The following is a 23,584-nucleotide window of genomic DNA, read 5'->3' as shown; positions in this document are numbered from 1 at the left end:
ATCCGTCATGCCCAATGAAAAACGCCTGCTCCGTTCCGCTCAATGGTTCGGAACCCAGGACAAGAACGGCTTCATGTATCGAAGCTGGATGAAGAATCAGGGCATTCCGGACCACGAGTTTCAGGGCAAGCCGATTATCGGCATCTGCAATACGTGGTCGGAACTCACGCCTTGCAACGCGCATTTCAGGAAGATCGCGGAGCACGTGAAGCGCGGCGTCTTCGAGGCGGGCGGCTTTCCGGTGGAGTTTCCGGTGTTTTCCAACGGCGAATCGAATCTGCGGCCTACAGCCATGTTGACGCGCAATCTCGCCAGCATGGACGTGGAGGAATCCATTCGCGGCAATCCCGTCGATGCCGTCGTGCTGCTGGTCGGCTGCGACAAGACCACGCCCGCCTTGCTGATGGGCGCGGCGAGTTGCGATGTGCCCGCGATCGCGGTCAGCGGCGGCCCGATGCTCAACGGCAAGCATCAGGGTCGCGATATCGGTTCGGGCACCGTCGTGTGGCAGCTGAGCGAGCAGGTGAAGGCGGGCAAGATCACGCTGCATGAATTCATGTCGGCGGAAGCAGGCATGTCGCGTTCGGCTGGAACCTGCAACACCATGGGGACGGCATCGACCATGGCGTGCATGGCCGAAGCGCTCGGCGTGACCTTGCCGCACAACGCGGCGATTCCCGCGGTGGATGCCAGGCGCTACGTGCTCGCGCACATGTCGGGCATGCGGATCGTGGAGATGGCGCTCGACGACTTGCGGCTCTCGAAACTCCTCACGCGGCAGGCGTTCGAAAACGCGATTCGCGTCAACGCGGCGATTGGCGGATCGACGAATGCGACCATCCATCTGAAGGCGATTGCCGGCCGTATCGGCGTGGACCTGGAACTCGACGACTGGACGCGCATCGGCCGCGGCACGCCGACGCTCGTCGACTTGCAACCGTCCGGACGCTTTCTGATGGAAGAGTTTTACTACGCGGGCGGTTTGCCCGGCGTGATCCGGCGTCTGGGCGAAGCGGGCTTGCTGCCGTATCCCGACGCGCTGACGGCCAACGGCCGCTCACTCTGGGACAACACGAAAGACGCGCCCATCCACGACGCCGAGGTGATTCGTCCACTCGACCGCCCGCTCGTGGAAGACGGCGCGCTGTGCATTTTGCGAGGCAATCTCGCGCCGAACGGCGCGGTGCTCAAGCCGTCCGCCGCGACGCCGGCGTTGCTCAAGCATCGCGGCCGGGCGGTCGTGTTCGAGAACTTCGACGATTACAAGGCGAGGATCGGCGATCCCGAATTGAACGTCACCGCCGATTCGATCCTGGTCATGAAGAACTGCGGCCCGAAGGGTTATCCGGGCATGGCCGAAGTCGGCAACATGGGCTTGCCGCCGAAGCTGTTGGCGCAGGGCGTGACCGACATGGTGCGCATCTCCGACGCCCGCATGAGCGGCACGGCTTACGGCACGGTGGTGCTGCATGTAGCGCCCGAAGCGCGCGCCGGTGGTCCGCTCGCGGTGGTGGAAGAAGGCGACTGGATCGATATGGACTGCTTCGCGGGGCGCCTGCATTTGGACATCAGCGACGAAGAGCTGAGGACGCGTCTCGCCCGCTGGGCGGAAGAACCGCGCAAAGCGGGCGAGAACACGAGCGGCTACGGCAAGCTGTATATCGATCACGTTTTGCAAGCCGATCAGGGCTGCGACTTCGACTTTCTCGTGGGATGCCGTGGCGCCGATGTTCCGCGCCATTCCCATTGACGCCCGCGCGTTCTGCCTGTCAGCCGCGCGCTCCGAAGGCGCGCTGGATTTTCTTCTCGGTGTTGTACTGGCTGAGCGCATAGACCGACCAGATCGCGGCGGGAATCCAGCCAATCAACGTGATCTGAAGAAGCAGGCAAATGATGCCGGCAATCGGTCGACCGATCGTGAAGAACTGCAGCCACGGAAGGATGAGTGCGAGCAAGAGACGCATATGCGGTCCTCGGATGTGATGGTCTGGTGACTTTACCATCCGCGTTGCACCTGCTTGCGCGATCCCATAACATGAGGCCGGAACCTACTTTGCCGAACTCGCCAAACGCCCGGCCGACATTCGATGACCGAAGCCACCGACCTCGCGCACCTTGTTGACGCGTTGCGCCAGCATCGCCTGCTCGATGCCGACGAAGAACCGCGCTTCACGCGCCTGACGGGTGGCGTGTCTTCGGATATCTGGCGCGTCGATGCGCGCCGCGCTACGTTCTGCATCAAGCGCGCGCTCGGCAAGCTCAAGGTCGCGGCGGACTGGCATGCGCCCGTCAGCCGCAATGCCGCCGAAGCCGCGTGGCTGCGCTGTGTCGCGACCTGGCTGCCGCACGCGGTGCCTGCGCTTCTGTTCGAAGACGCGCCGCTCGGCTGCTTCGCGATGGCGTATCTTCCTGCGGAACATAACCCCGTCTGGAAGGCGAAGCTGCTGAAAGGCGAGATCGACGACATCTTCGCCGCGCAAGTCGGTTTCCTTCTTGCGCAGATTCATGAGAGAAGCGCGGGTTCGGCTGCGCTCGCGGTGCAGTTCGCGAATCACGATACCTTCGAGTCCATCCGCATCGAGCCTTATCTGCGGGCGACAGCCGCGCGTCATCCCGACCTGGCGAACACACTCGGCGATCTGGCGGATTCGGTTTCGGCTGCGCGCATCGCGCTGGTTCATGGCGACGTGAGCCCGAAGAACATCCTGTGCGGTGCCGACGGCCCCGTCTTTCTCGATGCCGAATGCGCAACCTTCGGCGATCCGGCCTTCGACCTCGCGTTCTGCCTGAATCACCTCGTCCTGAAGAGCTTTCTCAATCCGCATTGGCGTGAACGCTATGCCGGAAGCTTCGACGCACTGAGCGGTCGATATCTGGCGGCCGTCGATTGGGAACCAGCGGAACGGATGGATCTGCGTTGCGCGCGGCTCTTGCCGGCGTTGTTGCTCGCGCGGGTCGATGGCAAATCGCCCGTCGAGTATCTGCAAGATCCAGCCGCCATACAGGCGGTGCGCGAACTTGCGCGCGGCCTTCTCATCGAACCGGTCGATTCCCTTGCGCAATGGCGAAAGCGCTGGAACGAGGCGGCATCCATCGATAAACCCGCGGGAGTCTGAACATGAGCAGCGCGATTACATCCGTCCACGGCCGCCGCATTTGGGATTCGCGCGGACGTCCGACCGTGGAAGTGGAAGTGACGCTGGCAAGCGGCGCCAAAGGACGCGGCATGGCCCCGGCGGGCGCTTCTCGCGGGCGTTTCGAGGCGGTGGATCGGCGCGACGGGGCGGCCGCGCTGGGCGGCTTCGGCGTGAGCGATGCGTTACGCGGTATCGACGATGAAATCGCGGCGGCGCTGATCGGCATGGATGCGCTCGGGCAGACGCAAATCGATGCGCGTCTGATCGAACTCGATGGCACCGAGGACAAATCGCGGCTTGGCGGCAATGCGTTGATCGCGACGTCGCTTGCGGTTCTGCATGCCGCGGCGGCAGACCGTCGGCAGCCGCTGTGGGCTTATGTCGCCAACGGCCGAACCGTCAGCATTCCGATCCCGGAAATCCAGATCTTCGGCGGCGGCGCGCACGCTGGCCGGCGTATCGATATTCAGGACCTGATGGTCATGGCGCCATCCGCGAAAAGTTTCGACGAAGCGCTGGAGATGACAGCCGAGGTCTATCTGGCTGCGGGCAGGATCATGGCGAAGCGTGGTCATCTTGCCGGTGTCGCCGACGAAGGCGGGCACTGGCCCGTGTTCGAGAGCAACGAAGCGGCGCTGGATACGCTCGTCGCGGCTATCGAAGAAGCGGGGTTCGTTCCGGGCGAGCAAGTCGCCATTTCGCTCGATATCGCCGCATCCGAATTCGGCTCGGGCGGGCGTTACAAGCTCGGCCTGGAGCGCCGCGAGCTCGACAGCGACGCCATGTGCGAACTGATGCTCCGATGGTGCGACCGTTACCCGATCGTGTCGATGGAAGACCCGTTGAGCGAGGACGATGCGGCCGGCTTGCGCCGATTCACGGCAGCGGTGGGAGAACGCGTGCAGGTGATCGGCGACGATTACCTCGTGACGAACGCGGCGCGCATCGCAAAGGCCGCCGAGCAACGCGATGTCAACGCTGTCCTCATCAAGTTGAATCAGGCGGGTACGGTGACGGAGACGTATGCGGCGCTCGAAGCGGGAAAGAACGCGGGGTTTGGCACGATCGTATCGGCGCGCTCGGGTGAGACGGAGGATACGACCATTGTGCATCTTGCCGTTGGCTGGAATGCGGGCCAGCTCAAAGTCGGCTCGTTCTCGCGCTCGGAACGCATGGCCAAGTGGAACGAGGCGATTCGCGTGGAAGAAGCGCTTGGCGACGCGGCACAGTTTGCGGGTATGTCGATGCTCGGTCGCAGGCGATAGGAGCGCGTCCGTTAAGAGGCCGAAGCGACCGTCCCGGTGCTTTTTTACAATATCCAGACGAATAATCAGCTTATATTCCACGAAAAATACATAACGTGTGGAATTTAACCAGTGGCTGCTTCGTTCATTCCTCAAGCGATCGCGAGCGTTGGCGTGTGCGCGAGTATGTTGCGCTCGATGGTCTGGCAAATTGCTTGCTCATGTTGTCGGCCTTAAGGCGTGACTCACGCCTTTGTTCAACATGGTCTGGAACTTGCCGCGATGAAAGCATGATCCATCGGTGTGCGTAATTGCGCATCGACGCGCAAAGATAAAGGCACCGATGAACGAAGCGCCAGCGGCAAAGCAACAATGCGTGGCATTTTGGACTATGCTGGCCTGAGCACTATCGAACGATGGGCAGGTGTGGACAACAAGGCATGGCAAGCGTGCACACCATTTGATTCGTCCCCCTTACTAGCGTACCCGCATCATGAAAAATGATGCGGAAGCGGAGAGGCGCATGAAAATCGCGTTTGTTGTCGACAGCTATCCTGTTGCATCGGAAACCTTCGTGGTCCGTCAGATCGCGGGATTCGCGGAACGAGGACATCACGTGGTCGTCCTTGCGGCGCGCTATGACGAAGGCGCCGACGATCCGCTCAAAGGCCAGATCGAATTACGCATATTTCGTCGCAAACAGGGCACGGCGGCACGCATTGCGCATCTGGCGCGCTTCGGACTGAGCTCACTGTCAACGCCGGAAGGACGCAAACGCATTGGCGTGGCCTGGCGCGCGGCGACATCCGGTTGCCGCTCGACGCTGTTCGACCTCTCGGGCGGCGGAGCGATGTCGCACGAAAGTTTCGATGCGGTAATCGCACATTTCGGTCCCCTCGGCGTGCGCGCCATGTATCTGCGCGATGCGGGCTATTTCGAAGGCCCTATCTCCACCGTCTTTCATGGCTTCGACATGAGCGATGAAGCGCTCGTCAAGCGTTATCTGCCGCACTACAAGCAACTCTTCGGACGGGGGTCGCTGTCGCTCCCGGTCAGCGAATTCTGGCGGATGCGCCTGATCGACTGGGGCGCGCCTGCATCACGGACGCTCGTGCATCACGTGGGAGTGGATGTCGAGCAACTGCCGCTTGCCACCGACAAGCAGAAGCCCGGACGCCCGCTCAAAGTGCTGAGCGTGGGAAGATTCGTCGAGAAAAAAGGCCTTGAATATGCGATTGCCGGCGTTCGCGATTGCAGCCTGCCCGTGGAATACAACGTGATCGGCTACGGCCCGCTCGAAGCCGACTTGCGCGCGATGGCCGCGAATAACCGCAATCCGGTCAACTTTCTCGGCGCGCGCGCACAGGACGAAGTGTTCGCGGAACTAAAGCGCACCGACGTGTTTCTGCTGCCGTCCGTGACGGCCGCCAACGGCGACATGGAAGGCATTCCGGTGTCGATCATGGAAGCAATGGCTACCGGCGCGATCGTCGTCGCGACGCGTCATAGCGGCATTCCCGAGCTCGTGGTGGATGGCGAGACCGGCGTGCTCGTCGACGAGCGTTCGGGGCCGAGCATTTCCGCCGCGCTCGAAAAAATCGCCAAAGGACAGATCGACACCGACAAGATGCGCGCGACCGCGCGGCACACTATCGAAACGAACTTCAACAACCGCACGTTGCACGCGGAACTGGAGGCCATTCTGGTCGAGGCGTGTGCGGGCGAAGCGCGCGAGATCGCAACGTGATGCGGTTTGCGCGGCATCAGGAATCCGCATGCGAGCGGACGAAATTCACGAAGCTCAGATACGTCGGCAAGATCGGCACGCTGTTGTGCATGATGCCGAAGGTGTGGTCGCCGCTGTCGAGCACGTAATACATGGTGGATTGAATGTTGTGCGTCTTGCGGGCGTCGTAGAACGATTGCAATCGGGACTGCACGAACGCGCTCCGGTAGTCGTCGCTTTGTTCGGGATTGGCATTCCACTCGGTAATCATGAAGGGAACGCCGTAACGCGCCTTGCAGTATTGCGGCAGGTCGAAGTGCGGGCCCGCGCCATCCGAACCGATATCGAACAAATCGCCATAGACCTCGTAGTTATGCCATGTCGTCATGTCCCAGCGGACTACGGGATGACCGCTCGTGCCGTCCGGCTGATTGCCTTCCCATAACGCGTCCGATGCACCGATATCCGCCACGCAGAAGTTGATGCCGCACATGGCGTCGGGCTGCGCGGCCTTCACGCCGTCGATCAATCCGCGCATGACGCCGCGCATGACCGGCCAGTTATCGTTGTTGAAGTCGGCGACATCCGTTCCGGCGCGATTCGAGTCGATTACAGTCTGAGCTCGGCGCGTGAGTTCGTTGCCGCATTCGTACATCGTCACGCCGTACGGCTTCAGCGTGCTCGCGACCGTCACGCCTGTGCTGTAGGCCTTGGCGTATGCCGCGGCCTCGCTCCCGAACAGGTTACCCCAGTCATCCGTCAAACCTTGTTGAATCAGACAGAACAGTTCGATGCCCGTTCCGTTCATGGCCCTCGCCATCCTTGCGACAGGTCTGAGTTCAGCCGACGTCTCATTGCACCCGAGCCGATAGATACTGCAACCCATGCCATTCAAAATAGCGATGGTTTGCGCGGGTGTGTAGAGATAATCGTAATGACCGTTCATGCCGAAGAACATGCCGGATTGCGCTGCGAGCGGTGTGCGCGGGTCCCGGCAAAGTAGCCAGTCATTCGACCACACATAGAATTGCCCGCTTGTGTTTCTCTGATAGATCTTTCCGCCCGACCAGAGAAGCATCGAAACGTTGGCAATGGATATTGCCGTGTCGTTCTGGAATACGACGCCGTTATTCACCGTCCAGACGGAGCCGCGTTTGTCCACGATCGCGGTTGCGTCAGGAATGGTCGTGCCATCCGGCGATGGGCCTTGCGACTCCGCTCTTGTCGTGGGATTCAGTTGTCTGGACCGCCCGGAAGCGCTCGATGTCGAGTTCGGTACGTCGCTTTCGCTTCCGCCTCCGCAGGCGGCCAATGTATAGGTTCCGGACAACGCGCCCAGGCTAGCTAAAAATCTACGTCGATCAATCATCGAATATGCTAATCCGCCTTCTCGCGGAAAACTCCAATTACTCTGCGATAAAATCGCCATTCTTTAAACATAGTAGGAATGCGAACTAATAAATCGAAGGCGAAAGGATGCCTGCGCTGCCTTGACCAGAGGCGCGGTCGAGAGCCCTCGAGACCTGCGTTAAGCGATGACTGCGTTGACGCCAGGGACTACGCGGAACACTTCGAGTCTGAACGAATTCGGCGGGGATTTGCAGGTCGCTTCTCGAACTACAGAGTTGCGCAAACGCTTTTCCTTAACGGCGCTTTGTGAGGCGGCAATATGAAAAAACGTGAATGCGTCGTAAAGACAATGCAGAGAGCGTTATCGAAATCTTGAACCATCGATAACGCACGAACGCTTCGGGTTAGCGAAGGCTTGCGAAATGCAACGCAACCGCGGACGCGGCGTTGTTCAAGAGGAAGAGCTTTAGGGAAACGATGTGACGTGACGCGAACCGATGGCTCAGTGTGTTCACGTCACGCCTGAGTGACCAATGCGGGCGGTGTCAGCGTTTCGACAACCGTACACACGCCGATTCACCCGATCGTCCGCGTCGACATTTTCGGCGTAGATAAGAGAGGCGCTGCCTGCAACATTTGCCCCCACTGATAATCCACGCTGTCCGGGAAGAGGGGATATAGTCCACCGCCCGGCGTGAAGGTCATTTCGCCGAAGAAGATCTTGCAGTCGGGTGCATAAAGATCCACGCGCACATAGTCGAAGGATGCCGACAACGCTTTCGCCTTGGCGAGGATCGCGTCGAGGTTGGCCGGGCGCTCGCAAGGCGTCGCACTACGCGGATAGTGTCCGATCCTGATGTCGAGATGGTTCCACGATTCATCGAAGAAATCTCCGCGCGGATGGCCCGTATAGCGATCGGAGATCAGCAGGACAAACAGCTTGGAAGGTCCTTCTTCGGGATTGAAGCAGTGGATCTTGAAGTCGGCGGGAATGTTGCCTTGTTCATCGAGAAGCAGGGCTTCGAAAAGCAGCCGTGGTTGAATCGCGCGGTAATGCCGCTCGCGCCCGGTTCTGGAAAAGTCGGTTGCAAGCCACCGGTCGGCAAGCGTCCTCAGTTCCTGATAACTCGTTTCCGCTTTGTCGCGGACGATCTTGATGAAGCCGCTGCCGTGATTGGCCTTCATGACGAAGGAGTCGGGCAACGCCTCGAAATCCTCTTCGGTGAAGAGCTCGGACGCCTTGAGCAGCGGAATCAGATGTTCTTCGCCGATCACGCGCCTGACGAAGTCACGCACGATGAGCTTGTCGGCCAGATCGGTAAAGCGCGCGTCCGGGTTCAGACTGCGCCGGAGCATTTTCTCGTTGAAGGTTTCGGGATTTGCAAGACTCGGGAATCGCCCGATCTTCCTGCGATGCTGCAGACGGAGGAAGAGTTCGTCGGGCATCCAATTTTTGAAGGCGTTCGCGATCATCGTGAATTAGATATTCATTCCGTTTTGGCGAAGCAGGGCACGCACAATGTGCCATATTCAAAATAATGCAGCTACTGAATAAGTCGCGGTGAAAATCGCAGCCTTTCAGACGTGAAGAAGGTCACGTGGGTCAAGTATGGCCAGCGACGTGGCTGGTTTTGTGCGCTAACGCACGTTGCGATGGAACGTAAGGGACGTCAAGTTCACGTCTTACTAAATGCGCGGAGTTTATTTCCAAAGCAAGCGCGTGAGGCCCGATATCTCAAGCTCTTTCGAATCTGTATGTAATCAGGTTGATAGATTGCGTTCAGAAGCGATATGCGACCGAGGCCATTCCGTTCACATCCAACCTGCGTTCTGTAATCGGGCTGCCGGCAGCGAAGCGTTCGAGCCGGCCAACGACTGCGACCAGGTTGGCCGACCAATGCGAAGAGATCGTGTAATTAGCGGCCAGATTGAAGTGGACGTCGCGCAGGCCCGAGCCGGTGGAGTATTGCGGCAATCCGGACGCCACGCTTTCTGGCTGTGAAACGCCGAAGAACGTGCGCGTATAAGCGCCATTGGCCCAAGTCAGCCCCGGCCCCGCCGACAGCAGCAATTTGCCGATGGGCGCGGAAACATAGAGATCCGCCATCGCGGTGAGTCCTTGCCCGGTGCCGCCGATGTCCTGATAAACGGCTGTCGATCCAGTGAAGGCCCAGTACGTGTAATCGGCGAATAGTCGCAGCTTCGGTCCGTAGTGCACGTTGGGCAGGCCGTCGAGTCGCGCGTCATCGGACGATGATCGCGACTGAAAGTCGAAACTCACCGACATGCCTGCGTGGTAGTTCTCCCCGCGCAGCACGTTGACGCCGAGCACGTCCGGACCTTGCGAAAAGATACGGTCGCGCCAGGAAATATCCTGCACGGGCAAGGGAAATACCTTGATCCGCGACGATCCCGGAAACTCGGGGAACACGTACAGTCCGGGCCCGATCGAAATTTTCCAGTCACCATTCGTTTGCGTGTCCGCGTCGGCGGCGTGTGCCGGTCCAAATGCGAGCAAAGCCGCAAGCGCCACGCAGGTGCGCGCGATGAATGTTTGCGCGCGCTTCATGCTCTCTTCGCGCCTGCAGCCGTTTGCCGGAGCCGACGCGCCAGGGCACGCGACATCACGGGACCTGTGCCATCGGTGGAGTCGCAGGCAGATGCGCTCTCGCGCAGGAACATCGTGCATTCGCGAGCCACCACTTCGCGCTCGTTGTCGGACGTGATCATGTGATAGGAGTCGTCGAGCCAGATGGTCCGCAAGAAAGAGGCGCCTACGTTTGCCGCGACGAATCGCGCGTTGTGCGGGCTCGAGGTCTCGTCGTCGATAGCGTGAATGACGAGGCAGTCGCTCGTGACGCGCTTCAGCTTGCCACGCACCGATGCCGCGAGACGGCTGGCCTCGTGCAGCGCGGGCATCGAAATGGATGCCGGGCCGACTTCGCTGATCTCGCCTTTTTGCATCGCGCGGGCGATCTTCGTGCGCAGCGCTTCATTGCGCAGACCATAAGGCTCGTGCTCGCGGTAGCGATAACGCGTACGCAACGGCGTGTAGTACGCCCAGTCGAGCAGGAACCGGTACCACGGGATGGCCCAGCCGTCATAGTCGAGCGTGACCGAGAGCAACAGCAGGGCGCGCGCGGAAGGGCGTTCATGGGCGACCGCGGCGGCGAGCGCCGCGCCCATCGACAGGCCGCACACCGAAACGTGCCGATGCCGCGCCGCCAGCGCGTCGAATTCCGCCACGGCCGCGCGCAGCCACTCTTCCATCGAAGCGTGTCCGGCGCCTGCGCTGTAGCCGGGCAACTCCGGCGTGTTCGTTGCGAAGCCCTCTTCACCGAGATAGCGGGCGAGAAAGCGCAATTCGAGCGGCGAACTGGACAGGCCGTGCAGCAACAGGACCGCGTGATCCCGGTTCTGGGCGGGGGGAAAGTAAGGCATGTTCATGGTCAGGCAGCCGAACGGAGGACGAGATAATCGCCGGATGGCGTGGCGAAGCGCTCGCAAACACATTCGACGGGCCGCCAGTCCTGCTCGTCCGACTGGAACCGGATACGGTGAAGCCCCGGCAGAAGGGCATCGCTGACGCGGGCAATATCTTCGCCGTGGGCATCGGCATGCTTGGCGCCATATGCGATGCCGGCGCGCGGCGCGTCATCGTCGATAACTGGGGAATTCGCCGCCGCGACGAAATTGGCGGGCGAGACGCGCGTCGTCGGATCGAGCGCCTTGATGAGAATCAGCGAACGGTTGTATTGCGTGACGTGCTGGAGCATCCGGTGCATTTCCTCGGTCGCCCGGCGCGTGATGAGGCGTTCGTTGTCGTGACGCAAGAGCATTTCATAGCGCGACTGCGCCACCGAAGCGAGCAACTCGGCGCGATACTGCGCGCGCTTGAGCCGCTCGACGAGCGTCATCATGACGATGGTGATCAACGGATACGACACGAGCAGCTTGATATCCGCGCGGTCGAAGTCCTCGATGCGTGCATAGGGCGGCACGAAGAGAAAGTCGGCAATACATAGTCCGGCAAGCATCACGCAAACCGCCGGCGCAAGACCGCAGTAATACTCGACGAGAACGGCGGCAATGAGAAACGCCGTTCCGGGCATGACGGGTCCAAGCAGCGGGTGCAGCAGCGTGCGGATGAGTGCGGCGGTGAAAAGCGCGCTTGCCGCGATGATCCATCGTTTGCCGCCGCGCGGCGCCCATCGGCGAGAATTACTGATATGCATGCTATTGCACGAGGCGTGTGACTGTCCTCGTGGTATCGGCGTTCCGGCGCGCGACTTTAATGCCATGTGAGGCATAACGGGCTTTCGCGGCGCGCGGGCGCTGGAATGATTATGCTTTCAACGTCTGAAAAAGCTTGATGATGTCGAACGAGAGAATTCGCATGCCCCTGCTGTCCCACGGTCTACGCTTTGCCATCGCCGCTTATCTGCTTGCGGCGCTGACGCTCTTTATGGTGCAGGACCGGATGCTTCTGCCTTCCACTCCGAGCGCGCCGGATCTTCGCACAGTCCCGCACGCCGGTGCAAGCATCGACCTGTTGCAAGTGCGCGACCAATTCGCGGGCTATGTCGTCACTCCGGCCGGGCGCGAACCGCGCGGGACGTTCATGGTTTATCACGGTAACGAGGAGTCGGCCGACACCAAATTGCCGCTCGCCGACGTGTTCGTGCGTGACGGGTATAGGGTGGTGATCGTCGAGTATCCGGGGCACGGCAGACGCCCGGGAGAGCGCACGATGAAGGCGGCGCTAGCCGCATCGCGGGAAGCGTTGGCGGCCACCATCGCGCAGTGGCGCGGGCCGCTTTATCTCGTTGGGGAGTCGCTCGGTGCGGGCATGGCCGCGCAGGTCGTGAAGGGCAATGAAGCAGCGCTCGCGGGCGTCGTTTTGATCACGCCGTGGGACTCGCTCGCCGACGTCGCCGCCGAAAAATATCCGATTTTTCCGATCCGCTGGATGCTGCACGACGGCTTCGATTCCGTCGCCGCCGTGTCGCATTACGACGGCCCGCTCGTGATCGTGGGCGCGCAATTGGACACGCTGATCCCGGTGATGCATGCGCGCCGCTTCGCAAACGAACACGAACGCGCGCGTTTCATGCTCCTGCCGACCGCCGATCATGACCACTGGTTCGGCGTCATGACGCAGGCGGACTGGCGGCAGGTCTTGCAGTGGATGCACGCCGGCTGACGAAGCCCGGCGCCGGCGTTTTCTCGTCGGTCAGTCGCGCGGGCTCAATGCGAGGTCGGCTTGACAGGCGCAACCGGGCTCACGCCGTCGATCGCACGCACCGGGTCGACGCTCTTGGCTTCGACGTGTTCGACTTCGACATCCGTGCCGCGCAGTGTCTCGTTGATCGTCTCGGTGCGCTCGGTTGCCTGCCGGCCCACGACGACTTCCTCGACGACATGCGCGGTCTTCGCGACGACGGCGTGTTCTGCCGTCTCGCGAATTTCCACGAAGCCTTCCTTCAGGTCGGCGGCCGTGGCGGGCCGGTCGACCGGACGGCGCTCGATCGTCGCATGCTCGTCACGCAGATTGACGGTCTCGCTGACAGGCGTTGCAGTGGCGCGCGAATAGACGCGCACGCCGCCGGTTTCGACTTCGCGCTTGCCGACTTCGAGCGACTCACGCGTCACCGCAAATGACTGGCGATCGGCCAGCACTTCATCCGAAGTCAACGGCTTTGCGGATGCATCGAAGCCCGCATAACCGCCGCTTTTCCAATGCGCCACGCGTTCGTCGATATCCACGACGCCCGCCTCGTGCATCGTCGAACGCACGAGCGGCACCTGTGATTCTTCCTTCACGTTGACCGTGAGTAACGCGCCACCGCGACGAACCGCTTCCTGATAGTTGCCGATGTCTTCCGACCGGTCGTCGCCAGCAAACATGTTGCCGAAGAAATTCTCGATCTTGCCGACGATGCCGACTTCTTCCGTGGCGGCGGAAGCTGGTCGATCTGCAACCACGGGACGTTCCGCGCCGCTCGTCTCGTCACTGGCGTGCACTTCCATGTCGGCGCGGTCCAGACCGCCTTCCACGAGACGCGCGACCGCGCTTTCGGCTTGCTGAAACGAATCGAATACACCAACGATTGCTTGAGTCATGTTTTGCTCCGGGTAATTTTGAGTGATTTGAATGGCGGCCAGACGTTGCTTCGAAGAACGGCTCAGGAAGATGTCTTGCCCGAGCCCGAGGACGGTATCGCGGGGTCCGCAATCCAGTCTCCAACCGTTCCAGCGCGCCTTTCCACGACGACTTCCTGACGTTGCAACTCGGCTCTGTGCACGTCATTTTTTTCGGTCACTACAGTGGTGATGCGGATTTCTTCCTTGAGCATCAGCCTCAGTTCGGTCACGGGCACGTACTCGAACACGGGCACGACCAACGTGTCGCCTTCATGGCGCGGCGCAAACTCCGCGTCCACGAAACGATTAAGGGCAACGCGTTCTATTCGTGCCGTGCGGTTGTGCAGAACGACGGGCACCTCGCGCGACTCGGTGTGCGTCACGACACGAATGCGCACCATGCCGGTTTCGAGCGTTTCCGTCGATACGTGCAGACGTTCTTCAGTGGCGGTCAACGTCGACGTTTCCACGACACCTGTCGCCGTTCGATTCTGCGTGCTCATGCGCGGCTCCAGGTTTCGTGGATCAGTCGGATAGGGCGTTTAGCGTGTGACACGGTTGTCCGGCGCAAGGCGCCCTGCGGCATCGGCGCGCAACGCGACGTCATCGCGAGCGCTGCCGCTCGCATCTTCGAACGGCGGTTGGTGACGGAATCCCGCACTACCCGACACGATCGCGATGATCGCGCCGACGAGAAGTGCAGCGAACGAGAACCACGAAGCGCGGGCGACGCCGCGTGCGGCGGTATCGGCGGCCTGACGTGCATCGGCTTCAGCTTGCGGGCCGGATGCAGCGGCCGTTGCGGAAGCAACCGCGCCTTGAACCTGCGCCTTGAGCGAACCCAGCATCGTGCCGCTTGCGGCCGAAGGGTTGGCCGCGGCGGTAGCCGTCGCACCGGTCGATGCGATGCTGCCTGCCGCACTCACTGCGCTGCCGACAAGCGACGTTGCGCCGTATGCCATTGCGATGATCATCACGGCCCATGCAAGCAAGCCGTGCAGCCAGCCAAGAACCGGCGCGCAACGCCCTGCAAAATAGGAACCGATGAACACGGCGATGACCGTCATCACGATCATGTAGGCGCCGGAGCCGAACGCGAAGCCGCGCGATGGATCGGGCTGAGTCAGTGGCGACAGCACCGATGCCCCGATAGCGGTTCCGAGCACCGTCAACATGAGGTACGCGATCAACGAGAGGATGACTCCCGCGATGACGGCGCCCCATGAGACGCGGGGTAGACCATATTGTGTAGTAAGCAGGCGCATAGCGGTATCCAAAAGAATTTAGGAAGCCAAAACAGGCACGTCTAGTGAGCAACGCGTGCTGGCCAACTTGTAGGTGCAATCACCATTCCCACGAAGTACCGGAGGCGGCTTGAACCGGCATGGACGAAGGTTCGCGCATACGGTCGGGAGCAAATAGGTGGGATCTGCTTGAGGGTGTCGCGCGGCGGGCGAAGAACACTTATCGCCGCGTTGACCTATCGATGTCCTTCAATGCAGACTCAGGGCGAGTTTGCTTCCACGCGATCGTGTTCATGCTCGAGGCTCTGCGCCTCGATCAGACGATGGATGAACCTCAGCTTTTTCACGGCGCCAGGTGCGAGCGTGAACGGATACGGGTCCGGCATGCCGAGGCTTCGGTTAAGGCTGTTCATGGCGTACGTCAGCATCGTCCATTGCTTCATCAGCAATTCGAAACTCGGCGAGTGAGGCAGCACTTGCGCGGCGAAGTTAGGACCTTTGCGGCTCACCGGCGCGATGTTGATGCCGCATGCGCGCGCGGTGCCGGTGGTATCCACGATATGAAGATAATGCGCCCAGGTTTCCGCCCAGTCTTCCCAGGGATGCATGGTCGCGTAGGCGCTGACGTGATTCGTCGCCCAGTCGGCAGGCGCGCCGTTGCGATAGTGGCGGGAAAGCGCTTCGCTGTAACTCGCCCGGTCATCGCCGAAGAGCGTGCGGAACGACGCCGTTCGCCGCGCGCCCACCACGAGGCGATCGAAGTAGTAATGGCCGATCTCGTGTCTGAAGTGACCGAGCAAGGTCCGGTAGGGCTCGCGCATGGCGATGCGTACGCGTTCGCGGCGCACGTCGTCGGCCTCGGCGATGTTCATCGTGATGAGGCCGCTATGATGGCCCGTCAACACCTTTTTGCCGCGGCGGCTTTCGAGAAACTCGAATTCGAGCCCGGTTTCCGGATGCTCCTTGCGCGTGTCGACGCGCAATCCCAGCACGGCGAGCGTGTACAGCAAACGACGCTTCGCGGCTTCAAGTCTGGCCCAGTAATAACGACGGCGCGGCGCTTTCAGATTCGGGATCACGGCCGTCAGACGGCAAGAATGACAGAACGGGTCCGGCGAGTCTTCCGGCACCATCCAGTTGCAAACCTTTTCGACCGAATAGTTGTGGCACGGCTTGTAGCGAACGTCGCCGTCCGCCGGCTTCGCTTCCCACCGAGGTCCCTTCAGCTTGACGAATGCGCTCATCTCGCCCGTTTCCGGAATGAAGCCGAGCATCGACCCGCAGCGTTCGCATTGAACGTTTTCGAAGAAGATGAGATGTCCGCAGTCGGTGCAGTGAAACGCTTTCATAACGGACGATTCGTGGGCGTTCTAAAGGTGGACGCGAAGATCATTCGCACGGCTCGCAAATCACCTTGAAGTCGACCAGGGCCGCGCTCCCGAAGGTCATGCTGATAGGCACGTCGGTCGCATCGCGGCCGCGCGCCATGAGTACACGGCCAGTGCGCGGTGCGTTGTTGCGCGGATCGAAAGTCTGCCAGGTTCCGCCGAGATAGGCTTCGAACCATGCACAGAAATCTTGGTCCGCATAAGGCGGCGGCAGGTTCACGTCGCTGATGTAGCCGGTGCAATACCGCGCCGGAATGTTCAGGGCGCGGCAGAGCGCCACCGCCAGTTGCGCGTAATCGCGGCACACGCCGATGCCTTCCTGATGCGCTTCGGAAGCCGTGCGCGTGGGCCGTGCCGTCTTGTAGTCGAACTTGATGTGTGCGTGCACGTAATCACAGATGGCGAGCACCTGGGTTCGCCCTTGCGGCAGTCCGCCGAACCGTTGCCACGCGAAGTTGGAAAGCAAGTCGGTTTCGCAATAGCGGCTGCCCAGCAGAAACTGTAGACACTCGTCGGGAAGTTGTTCGACCGGGAGCTGACCATCTTCTAGGGGATAGCTTTCCGGCGTATCGGGCACTTCGAGCACGCCTTCGGTCGCCACGACGAGCGGACCCACAGACGGCGTCACGATACGCGTGCACAGATTGCCGAAGCCGTCGTAATAGTGCGTGAACGCGAGCGGCGGATCGAACGTAATGCGATCGGCAACGACGACCTTGTCCGACATGGAAGGATGCGTGTTGAGCATGAGCACCGCAGGCGTGGCCTGAGTGCAGTTATAGGTCAATTGAAAACCGACGCGGAGCTTCATGGAGGTGGGTCCAAAGGATTAACGGGCGTACTAGGGCGATCAACCGAACGCCTCGACCTTCGACACGACCCAGAGATTTTGCCGGCTTCGCCAAGCGCCGCCATTCACCTGATGTATGCATCGAATGAGGACGTTCTTGTTGCATGCCAGCATGAGATAGCATCTACCAGCAACATCGGGGCCTGGAACCATCGATGCTTGTGAATACAAGATAACACCATTGCTTTGTCCCAACGCTTTGGAAAGAAAAGCAGCATCCACTCCGAAGCGCGCCAAAACCGGTTCATTCGACTTGACGCACCTTGCTCGAATCGCTTCAACGGTGTCGCCAATGGAAAACATCAGGAAACCGAAAGATCACGAAAACTTCGCTTGACGCATGCGACCACTCCCGTATGATGGACTCATTGTTGCAATGCAGCAAAAACGGGCGCCGTACCCACGGATCGGCTCGCACATACCTCTTTATGGAGCGGACAATGTTTCCTATTCTTCAATCATCGGCGCCGGCGGCAACGGCACAACTCGAAGCGTTTTTCGGCATCACGAAGCGCTATGCGATGGGACTTCAACAGCTTGCCGATCTTAATGTGCAGACGGTCAAGGCTGTGTTCGAGGAAAGCGCCTCGGTCCTCGCGTCGGGTTCGGACGTGAAACCGGGCGACTTCATGGGTTTTCAGTGGACGCTGTTCGCGGAAGTGCCGGAGAAGTCGGCCGCTTATGCGCGCCACTTCTTCCAGATCGTTCGTGAGACGGAAGCCGACATCCTCAAGGAAGCGCGCAGCCAGTACGAGCAATACGGTTCCGGCATGAAGGGCGCGTTCGAATCGGCCATGCAGCAAGGCTCGTCGCAAGTGCAAAAGTCGATTGCTTCGATATCGGATGTGGCGTCGTCCGCGCATGCGGCAAGCGCTGCGCCCAAGCTCATTCTCGATGCAAGCGAGAGCACGGTGGATAGCGTGACTGGTGCGACCAACGCCAGCATCGAGCTAGTGAACACCAGCCCCAAACATTCGGCGTGAAGTTCCGGGAATGTGACATCCGTCGCCAACGCCCGCTTAAGCGGGCTTTTTATTGCGGCCACGCCTGGAGCACTCCGGTGATTTTGCTGGCTTAGAGAGGTCCCGCCATGACAGACAAGATTGCGACCGCCGACGAAGCGATCGGACTGATCCGCGACGGCGACGCCGTTTGCTGCTCGGGATTCGTCGGCATCGGTACACCCGATGAATTGCTGATCGCGCTGGAACGACGTTTCCGAAGCTCCGCCACGCCACGCGATCTAACGGTCGTTTTCGCCGCCGCACCGGGCGACGGCGGCGAGCGCGGACTCAACCGCATCGCGCTGCCGGGGCTCATCAGGCGCGCTATCGGCGGACATTGGTCGCTCGTGCCGAAGCTCGCACGCATGGCGACCGACGACCTGATCGAAGCCTACAACCTTCCGCTCGGCACGATGTCGCATCTGTTTCGCGATATCGCGGCGCATCGCGCCGGCACGATCACACAAGTCGGAATCGGTACGTTCGTCGACCCGCGGCTTGGCGGCGGAAAGATCAACGCGAGCACGACGGAAGAGCTCGTCAGCGTCATCGAGATCGATGACAAACCGTGGCTGCTCTATAAAGCCTTTCCGCTCGACGTGGCGCTGATTCGCGGCACCACGGCCGACACCGACGGCAACATCACGATGGAGCGCGAAGCGCTCGTGCTCGACGCGCAAGCTATCGCCATGGCCGCGCATAACGGCAAAGGTCTGGTGATTGCCCAAGTGGAGCGGATCGTTCCAAGCGGCACGCTCGATCCGCGCGCGGTGGTGGTGCCGGGCATTCTCGTCGATCGCATCGTGCTCGCGTCCGCCGGCGCGCAGCCGCAGACATACGGCACGGCCTATGACCCAGCGTTCTCCGCCGAAACGAAAGCCGTGGTCGGCGAGATGAAAAGCCCCGTGCTCGACGAGCGCAAGGTGATCGCACGCCGTTGCGCGTTCGAGTTGCCGCCGGGCGGCGTCGTGAATCTCGGGATCGGCGTGCCTGAAGTGGTGGCGGCTGTCGCGGGCGAGGAGCACTTGCTGAGTCATCTGACCTTGACCGCCGAGCCAGGCGTGATCGGCGGCATGCCGCTCGGCGGCCTCGATTTCGGCGCCGCGATCAATGTCGATGCGCTCCTGCATCAGAATCAGCAATTCGATTTCTACGATGGCGGCGGTCTCGATCTCGCCTGCCTGGGCATGGCCGAAGTGGACCGCGGCGGCAACGTCAACGTGAGCCGCTTCGGCGCGCGGCTCATCGGCGCGGGCGGCTTCATCAACATCAGCCAGAACGCGCGCTCCGTGGTGTTCGCGGGCACCTTCACGGCGGGCGGACTCACGGTGCAGATCGAAGGCGGGCGGCTCGCGATCATCGTGGAAGGCGCGAAGAAAAAGTTCGTGGAGCGCGTCGAACAGATCACTTTCAATGGCGAATTCGCGGCCGCGCGCGGTCAGCCCGTGCTGTATGTGACCGAACGCTGCGTGTTTCGTCGCGTGCCCGAGGGACTCGAACTCACGGAGATCGCACCGGGTATCGATCTCGAACGCGATATCCTCGCGCATATGGACTTTGCGCCCATCGTGCGTCAGGTCCGGCTAATGGACCCGCGCATCTTCCTTCCGCAGATCATGGACCTGTCGACCATTCTCACCGAGCGCGGCGCAATGACCCGCGAACTCGCGTTGCAAGGAGACTGCCAATGAAAGCATCCGACCTGTTTGTCAGGGCGCTCGAAAACGAAGGCGTCGATCGTATCTTCGCCGTGCCGGGCGAGGAAAACCTCGATGTCGTGGAATCGCTGCGCAAATCGAGCATTCAGCTCATCGTGACGCGCCATGAGCAGTCGGCGGCCTTCATGGCGGCCACGCACGGTCGTCTGACCGGTCAGCCGGGCGTGTGCATGGCGACGCTCGGTCCCGGCGCGCTGAACCTCGTCACCGGGGCGGCTTACGCGCAACTCGGCGCCATGCCGATGATCCTCATCACCGGCCAGAAGGCCATCATGACCTCGCGGCAGGCGCGCTTCCAGATCGTCGATATCGTGGCGACGATGAAGCCGCTCACCAAGGCATCGCGGCAGATCGTGAGCGGCGCGAGTATTCCGACGGTCATACGCGATGCGTTCCGGCTCGCCGCCGAAGAGCGTCCCGGCCCCGTGCATCTCGAACTCCCGGAAGACGTGGCGGCCACCGAAGTGAGCGACGACGTGGGCATCGTTCCCAGGCATCCGGTCGAACTGCCCGTCGCGCACGACGCCGCGATCGAACGCGCCGCGAACTTGCTGATGCACGCCGAACGGCCGCTCGTCATGTTCGGCGCGGCGAGCAACCGGCCGCGGCTCGCGGGCCAGTTGACCGACTTCATTCGCCGCACCGGCATTCCGTTCTTCAACACGCAGATGGGCAAGGGCACGGTCGCGGCTATCGGCAACGACGAAGCCACCGAGCTGTGGATGGGCACGGCCGCGCTCAGCGAGCGCGACTATCTGCACGAAGCGATCGACCGCGCCGACCTGATCCTCGCAATCGGTCACGACACGGTCGAAAAGCCGCCGTTCTTCATGGGACCGAAGGGGCCGCAGGTGATCCATGTGGGCTACACGCCCGCCAATGTCGAGCAGGTGTTCTTTCCGCATGCGGAAGTCGTCGGCGATCTGGGCTTGAGCCTGTCGCGCCTCGCCGCGCGCGTCGAAGGCAGGTTGCCGTGCGCGGGTGCGCTGGCGCCGCTGCGCGAAGGCATTCTGAAGCGCACGCTCGACCGCGCCGACGAATCGCGCTTTCCGCTGACGCCGCAGCGGATCGTTCACGACGTGCGCGAAGTCATGCCCGCCGATGGCATCGTCGCGCTCGACAACGGCATGTACAAGATCTGGTTCGCGCGCTGTTACCGCACACGCGCGCCAACACGCTGCTCCTCGACAACGCCCTGGCGACGATGGGCGCAGGCCTTCCATCCGCGATGATGGCGGCGCTTCTCCACCCCGAGCGGCGCGTGATGGCGGTGTGCGGCGACGGCGGATTCATGATGAATTCGCAGGAGCTGGAAACCGCGGTGCGGCTGAAGCTGAACCTCGTGGTGCTCATCATTCAGGACGACGCGTACGGCATGATTCGCTGGAAGCAGGCCGTCGACAAGTTCATCGACTGGGGCCTCACCTTCGGCAATCCGGACTTCCTCAAGTATGCCGATGCCTACGGCGCGAAAGGGCGGCGCGTAGAATCGGCCGAAGGACTGGTTCCGGCGCTGGAGGGCGCGTTCGAGGACGGCGGCGTGCAGCTCGTGATCGTGCCGGTAGACTATTCGGAAAACATTCGCGTGCTTGTCGAGGAACTCGGCAACCGCGGTATCGAGGGGACGAAATGAAGATCAAGGCAGCAGTTCTGAACGCGATGGGTACGGCCACGCCTTACGCGGAATCGAAGCCGCTTCGCATCGAAGAGGTCGAGCTTGCGCCGCCCGGCCCGGGCGAAGTGCTGATCAAGGTCGCGGCGGCGGGGTTGTGTCACTCGGATCTGTCGGTCATCAATGGCGACCGGCCTCGTCCCATGCCGATGGCGCTCGGGCACGAAGCGTCCGGCATCGTCGAGGAACTCGGCGCGGGCGTGACCGATTTGAAAGTGGGCGATCACGTGGTCGTCGTGTTCGTGCCGAGTTGCGGGCACTGCGCCCCGTGCGCCGAAGGGCGGCCGGCGTTGTGCGAGCCGGGCGCGGCCGCGAACGGCGCCGGCACGCTGCTGTCCGGCGAGCGGCGGCTTTCGCATGGCGGCGAGCCGCTCAACCATCATCTCGGCTGCTCGGTGTTCGCCGAGTACGCGACCGTGTCGCGCCGCTCGGTCGTGAAGATCGATCCCGCCGTGCCGCTCGGCGATGCCGCGCTCTTCGGCTGCGCGGTGCTCACGGGCGTCGGCGCTGTCGTCAATACGGCGCAGGTGCGTGTCGGTGCGTCGGTGGCGGTGATCGGGCTGGGCGGTGTCGGTCTCGCCGCGCTCATCGGTGCACACGCGGCGGGCGCGCGGCAGATCATCGCCATCGACCTGGCCGACGACAAGCTCGAGCAGGCACGCGCGCTCGGGGCCACGCATACGGTCAACGCGGGTCAGGACAATGCGCTCGAACAGATTCGCTCGCTGAGTTCGGGCGGCGTCGAATTCGCATTCGAATTCGCGGGCTCGATTCGCGCGCTGGATCTCGCGTATCGCATCACGCGTCGCGGCGGAATGACGGTGACCGCCGGGCTGCCGCCATCGACCGCCAACTGGCCGCTGCCGGCGGTGAGTCTCGTTGCGGAGGAACGCACGTTGAAGGGCAGTTATATCGGCACGTGCGTGCCGTCACGCGATATTCCCCATTACGTCGATCTCTATTCGCAAGGCCGCTTGCCCGTGAACAAGTTGCTCACGGGACGCCTGAAGCTCGACGAGATCAACCATGGCTTCGACCTGCTGCATGAGGGAAAAGCGATTCGGCAGGTGGTCGTGTTCGATTGATTCGGCTTGACCACGCGTAGCCGCATGAAGTCGTTCGCGAAGGAAGGCAATCGCGCCTTGCCTTCGCGAACGATGTCTTTCGGTTCGCGAAGCTGCCTTGTGACCGCCGCAGTCCATCGAGAAACGCGCTTCGACGACCGCTTGACGAGAGCATCGCGCTTGTCTTCGCTGCGGCTCGTGCCGTGGAACGTGCGCCTTCAACGCCCTTTCCACGGCACGAGCCGCCGTTCCAGCGCGCGCATGCCGAAGTCGAAGATCCACGCAATCGCACCGATGAGCACGATGCCCATCACCACCACGTCGGTGCGCAGAAAGCTCGACGCGTTCAGCACCATCTGTCCGAGACCGGCGGTGGCTGCGACCATTTCCGCCGCGACGAGCGTGGTCCAGCCAAAGCCGACCGCTATGCGCAAGCCCGTCAGAATCTCGGGCAACGCGGCGGGCAGCACGACATGCCGCACCACTTGCCGAAAGCTCGCGCCGAGCGACCACGCCGCGTTCACTTGCTCGGTGGTCGCGCTGCGCACGCCCGCGCGCGCGGCCATGGCGATCGGCGCGAAACACGCGAGCCAGATGACGACGATCTTCGCGGTTTCATCGATACCGAACCAGATCACGACGAGCGGCAGATAAGCGAGCGGCGGCAGCGGCCGGTAAAACTCCAGAGGCGGATCGAGCACGCCGCGCGCAATCCGGCTCACGCCCATCAAAATGCCGACCGGCACCGCCGTCACGACCGCGAGCGCGAACGCGCCGAACACGCGAATCGCGCTCCACAGCAGATGCTCCGATAGCGGCAGACCGCCCTGAATGCGCCCGTGCACGGCATCGATGAAAGCACGCCACACGGCCTCGGGCGACGGCAGAAAAAGCGGTGGCAACCAGTGAAAATGCGTGGTCGCCCACCACAGCACGGCGATCGCCACGACGCATAACGTGCTCGGCATCGCGGTGGGTCCCGCGCCCGGCATGCCGCGATAGCGCTTGCCACGCTTCGCGCGCCGGGCGCGAGGCACTGCCGC

20 protein-coding genes and 1 pseudogene are annotated in these 23,584 nt (G+C 61.9%); 9 read left to right on the top strand and 12 right to left on the bottom strand.

Annotated features, from left to right (window positions below; translation table 11 throughout):
- Nucleotides 1-7 precede the first annotated feature (7 nt).
- Complete coding sequence (locus QCE79_RS22180; protein ID WP_309847995.1) at nucleotides 8-1,750, top strand: IlvD/Edd family dehydratase; 1,743 nt, start codon at nucleotides 8-10, stop codon at nucleotides 1,748-1,750.
- A 19-nt stretch (nucleotides 1,751-1,769) separates the two neighbouring features.
- Here the strand turns inward: QCE79_RS22180 and QCE79_RS22175 are convergent, their stop codons facing one another.
- Complete coding sequence (locus QCE79_RS22175; RefSeq protein WP_244830248.1) at nucleotides 1,770-1,964, bottom strand: YqaE/Pmp3 family membrane protein; 195 nt, start codon at nucleotides 1,962-1,964, stop codon at nucleotides 1,770-1,772.
- 123 nt (nucleotides 1,965-2,087) lie between these two features.
- On the opposite strand from QCE79_RS22175, the gene QCE79_RS22170 reads away from it, so the two are divergent.
- The 3 genes from QCE79_RS22170 to QCE79_RS22160 all read left to right on the top strand — a co-directional run bounded on the left by QCE79_RS22170 (nucleotide 2,088) and on the right by QCE79_RS22160 (nucleotide 6,128).
- A complete protein-coding gene (locus QCE79_RS22170; protein WP_309847992.1) occupies nucleotides 2,088-3,116 on the top strand; it encodes an aminoglycoside phosphotransferase family protein in 1,029 nt (342 codons plus the stop codon).
- A gap of 2 nt (nucleotides 3,117-3,118) precedes the next feature.
- Nucleotides 3,119-4,402, top strand: coding sequence for a phosphopyruvate hydratase (gene eno, locus QCE79_RS22165; protein WP_309847990.1), 1,284 nt, complete (start codon nucleotides 3,119-3,121; stop codon nucleotides 4,400-4,402).
- A gap of 502 nt (nucleotides 4,403-4,904) precedes the next feature.
- Nucleotides 4,905-6,128, top strand: coding sequence for a glycosyltransferase (locus QCE79_RS22160; protein WP_250511134.1), 1,224 nt, complete (start codon nucleotides 4,905-4,907; stop codon nucleotides 6,126-6,128).
- Between the two features lie 16 nt (nucleotides 6,129-6,144).
- Here the strand turns inward: QCE79_RS22160 and QCE79_RS22155 are convergent, their stop codons facing one another.
- The 5 genes from QCE79_RS22155 to QCE79_RS22135 all read right to left on the bottom strand — a co-directional run bounded on the left by QCE79_RS22155 (nucleotide 6,145) and on the right by QCE79_RS22135 (nucleotide 11,692).
- Complete coding sequence (locus QCE79_RS22155) at nucleotides 6,145-7,476, bottom strand: hypothetical protein (protein ID WP_309847987.1); 1,332 nt, start codon at nucleotides 7,474-7,476, stop codon at nucleotides 6,145-6,147.
- A 557-nt stretch (nucleotides 7,477-8,033) separates the two neighbouring features.
- On the bottom strand, nucleotides 8,034-8,903 hold the full coding sequence (locus tag QCE79_RS22150) for an ATP-grasp fold amidoligase family protein (protein ID WP_309847984.1): 870 nt from the start codon (nucleotides 8,901-8,903) through the stop codon (nucleotides 8,034-8,036).
- Nucleotides 8,904-9,237: 334 nt separating this feature from the next.
- The gene (locus QCE79_RS22145; protein ID WP_309847981.1) at nucleotides 9,238-10,026 is read right to left on the bottom strand and encodes a MipA/OmpV family protein; all 789 of its coding nucleotides are present in this window, start codon (nucleotides 10,024-10,026) and stop codon (nucleotides 9,238-9,240) included.
- Nucleotides 10,023-10,898 (bottom strand): alpha/beta fold hydrolase, encoded by an 876-nt coding sequence (locus tag QCE79_RS22140; RefSeq protein WP_309847978.1) that lies wholly within the window; start codon nucleotides 10,896-10,898, stop codon nucleotides 10,023-10,025. Before QCE79_RS22140 ends, QCE79_RS22145 begins: the two co-directional genes overlap by 4 nt.
- An 8-nt stretch (nucleotides 10,899-10,906) precedes the next feature.
- A complete protein-coding gene (locus QCE79_RS22135; RefSeq protein WP_250527533.1) occupies nucleotides 10,907-11,692 on the bottom strand; it encodes a DUF4118 domain-containing protein in 786 nt (261 codons plus the stop codon).
- A gap of 161 nt (nucleotides 11,693-11,853) precedes the next feature.
- Between QCE79_RS22135 and QCE79_RS22130 the strand changes: the two genes are divergently transcribed.
- Nucleotides 11,854-12,660 (top strand): alpha/beta hydrolase, encoded by an 807-nt coding sequence (locus tag QCE79_RS22130; RefSeq protein WP_250468164.1) that lies wholly within the window; start codon nucleotides 11,854-11,856, stop codon nucleotides 12,658-12,660.
- 44 nt (nucleotides 12,661-12,704) lie between these two features.
- Here QCE79_RS22130 and QCE79_RS22125 read toward each other — a convergent pair whose 3' ends face one another.
- From QCE79_RS22125 to QCE79_RS22105, 5 genes are all read right to left on the bottom strand, one after another.
- Complete coding sequence (locus QCE79_RS22125) at nucleotides 12,705-13,580, bottom strand: YsnF/AvaK domain-containing protein (protein ID WP_250468165.1); 876 nt, start codon at nucleotides 13,578-13,580, stop codon at nucleotides 12,705-12,707.
- Nucleotides 13,581-13,642: 62 nt separating this feature from the next.
- Nucleotides 13,643-14,104, bottom strand: coding sequence for a YsnF/AvaK domain-containing protein (locus QCE79_RS22120; protein WP_309847972.1), 462 nt, complete (start codon nucleotides 14,102-14,104; stop codon nucleotides 13,643-13,645).
- A gap of 39 nt (nucleotides 14,105-14,143) precedes the next feature.
- On the bottom strand, nucleotides 14,144-14,866 hold the full coding sequence (locus QCE79_RS22115; protein ID WP_309847969.1) for a hypothetical protein: 723 nt from the start codon (nucleotides 14,864-14,866) through the stop codon (nucleotides 14,144-14,146).
- Nucleotides 14,867-15,105: 239 nt separating this feature from the next.
- On the bottom strand, nucleotides 15,106-16,194 hold the full coding sequence (locus QCE79_RS22110; protein WP_250468168.1) for a putative zinc-binding metallopeptidase: 1,089 nt from the start codon (nucleotides 16,192-16,194) through the stop codon (nucleotides 15,106-15,108).
- A gap of 40 nt (nucleotides 16,195-16,234) precedes the next feature.
- Nucleotides 16,235-17,044 carry a transglutaminase family protein gene (locus QCE79_RS22105; RefSeq protein WP_244830261.1) on the bottom strand — a complete coding sequence of 270 codons (810 nt, stop codon included), beginning with the start codon at nucleotides 17,042-17,044 and terminating at the stop codon, nucleotides 16,235-16,237.
- 479 nt (nucleotides 17,045-17,523) lie between these two features.
- On the opposite strand from QCE79_RS22105, the gene phaP reads away from it, so the two are divergent.
- From phaP to QCE79_RS22085, 4 genes and pseudogenes are all read left to right on the top strand, one after another.
- The gene (gene phaP, locus QCE79_RS22100; RefSeq protein ID WP_309847964.1) at nucleotides 17,524-18,066 is read left to right on the top strand and encodes a TIGR01841 family phasin; all 543 of its coding nucleotides are present in this window, start codon (nucleotides 17,524-17,526) and stop codon (nucleotides 18,064-18,066) included.
- 107 nt (nucleotides 18,067-18,173) lie between these two features.
- Nucleotides 18,174-19,778, top strand: coding sequence for a CoA-transferase (locus QCE79_RS22095; RefSeq protein ID WP_309847962.1), 1,605 nt, complete (start codon nucleotides 18,174-18,176; stop codon nucleotides 19,776-19,778).
- A pseudogene (locus QCE79_RS22090) lies at nucleotides 19,775-21,438 on the top strand (acetolactate synthase large subunit). Before QCE79_RS22095 ends, QCE79_RS22090 begins: the two are co-directional and overlap by 4 nt.
- Nucleotides 21,435-22,562: a zinc-dependent alcohol dehydrogenase family protein gene (locus tag QCE79_RS22085; protein WP_244830264.1), complete on the top strand. Its 1,128-nt coding sequence runs from the start codon at nucleotides 21,435-21,437 to the stop codon at nucleotides 22,560-22,562. The pseudogene QCE79_RS22090 and the gene QCE79_RS22085 overlap by 4 nt, the downstream one beginning before the upstream one ends.
- Nucleotides 22,563-22,759: 197 nt before the next feature.
- Here the strand turns inward: QCE79_RS22085 and QCE79_RS22080 are convergent, their stop codons facing one another.
- A complete protein-coding gene (locus QCE79_RS22080; protein WP_244830265.1) occupies nucleotides 22,760-23,578 on the bottom strand; it encodes an ABC transporter permease subunit in 819 nt (272 codons plus the stop codon).
- Between the last annotated feature and the right edge of the window lie 6 nt (nucleotides 23,579-23,584).

This window comes from Caballeronia sp. LZ003 (genome assembly GCF_031451465.1).
GTDB lineage: Bacteria > Pseudomonadota > Gammaproteobacteria > Burkholderiales > Burkholderiaceae > Caballeronia.
This window is presented reverse-complemented; position numbering and strand designations above follow the sequence as displayed.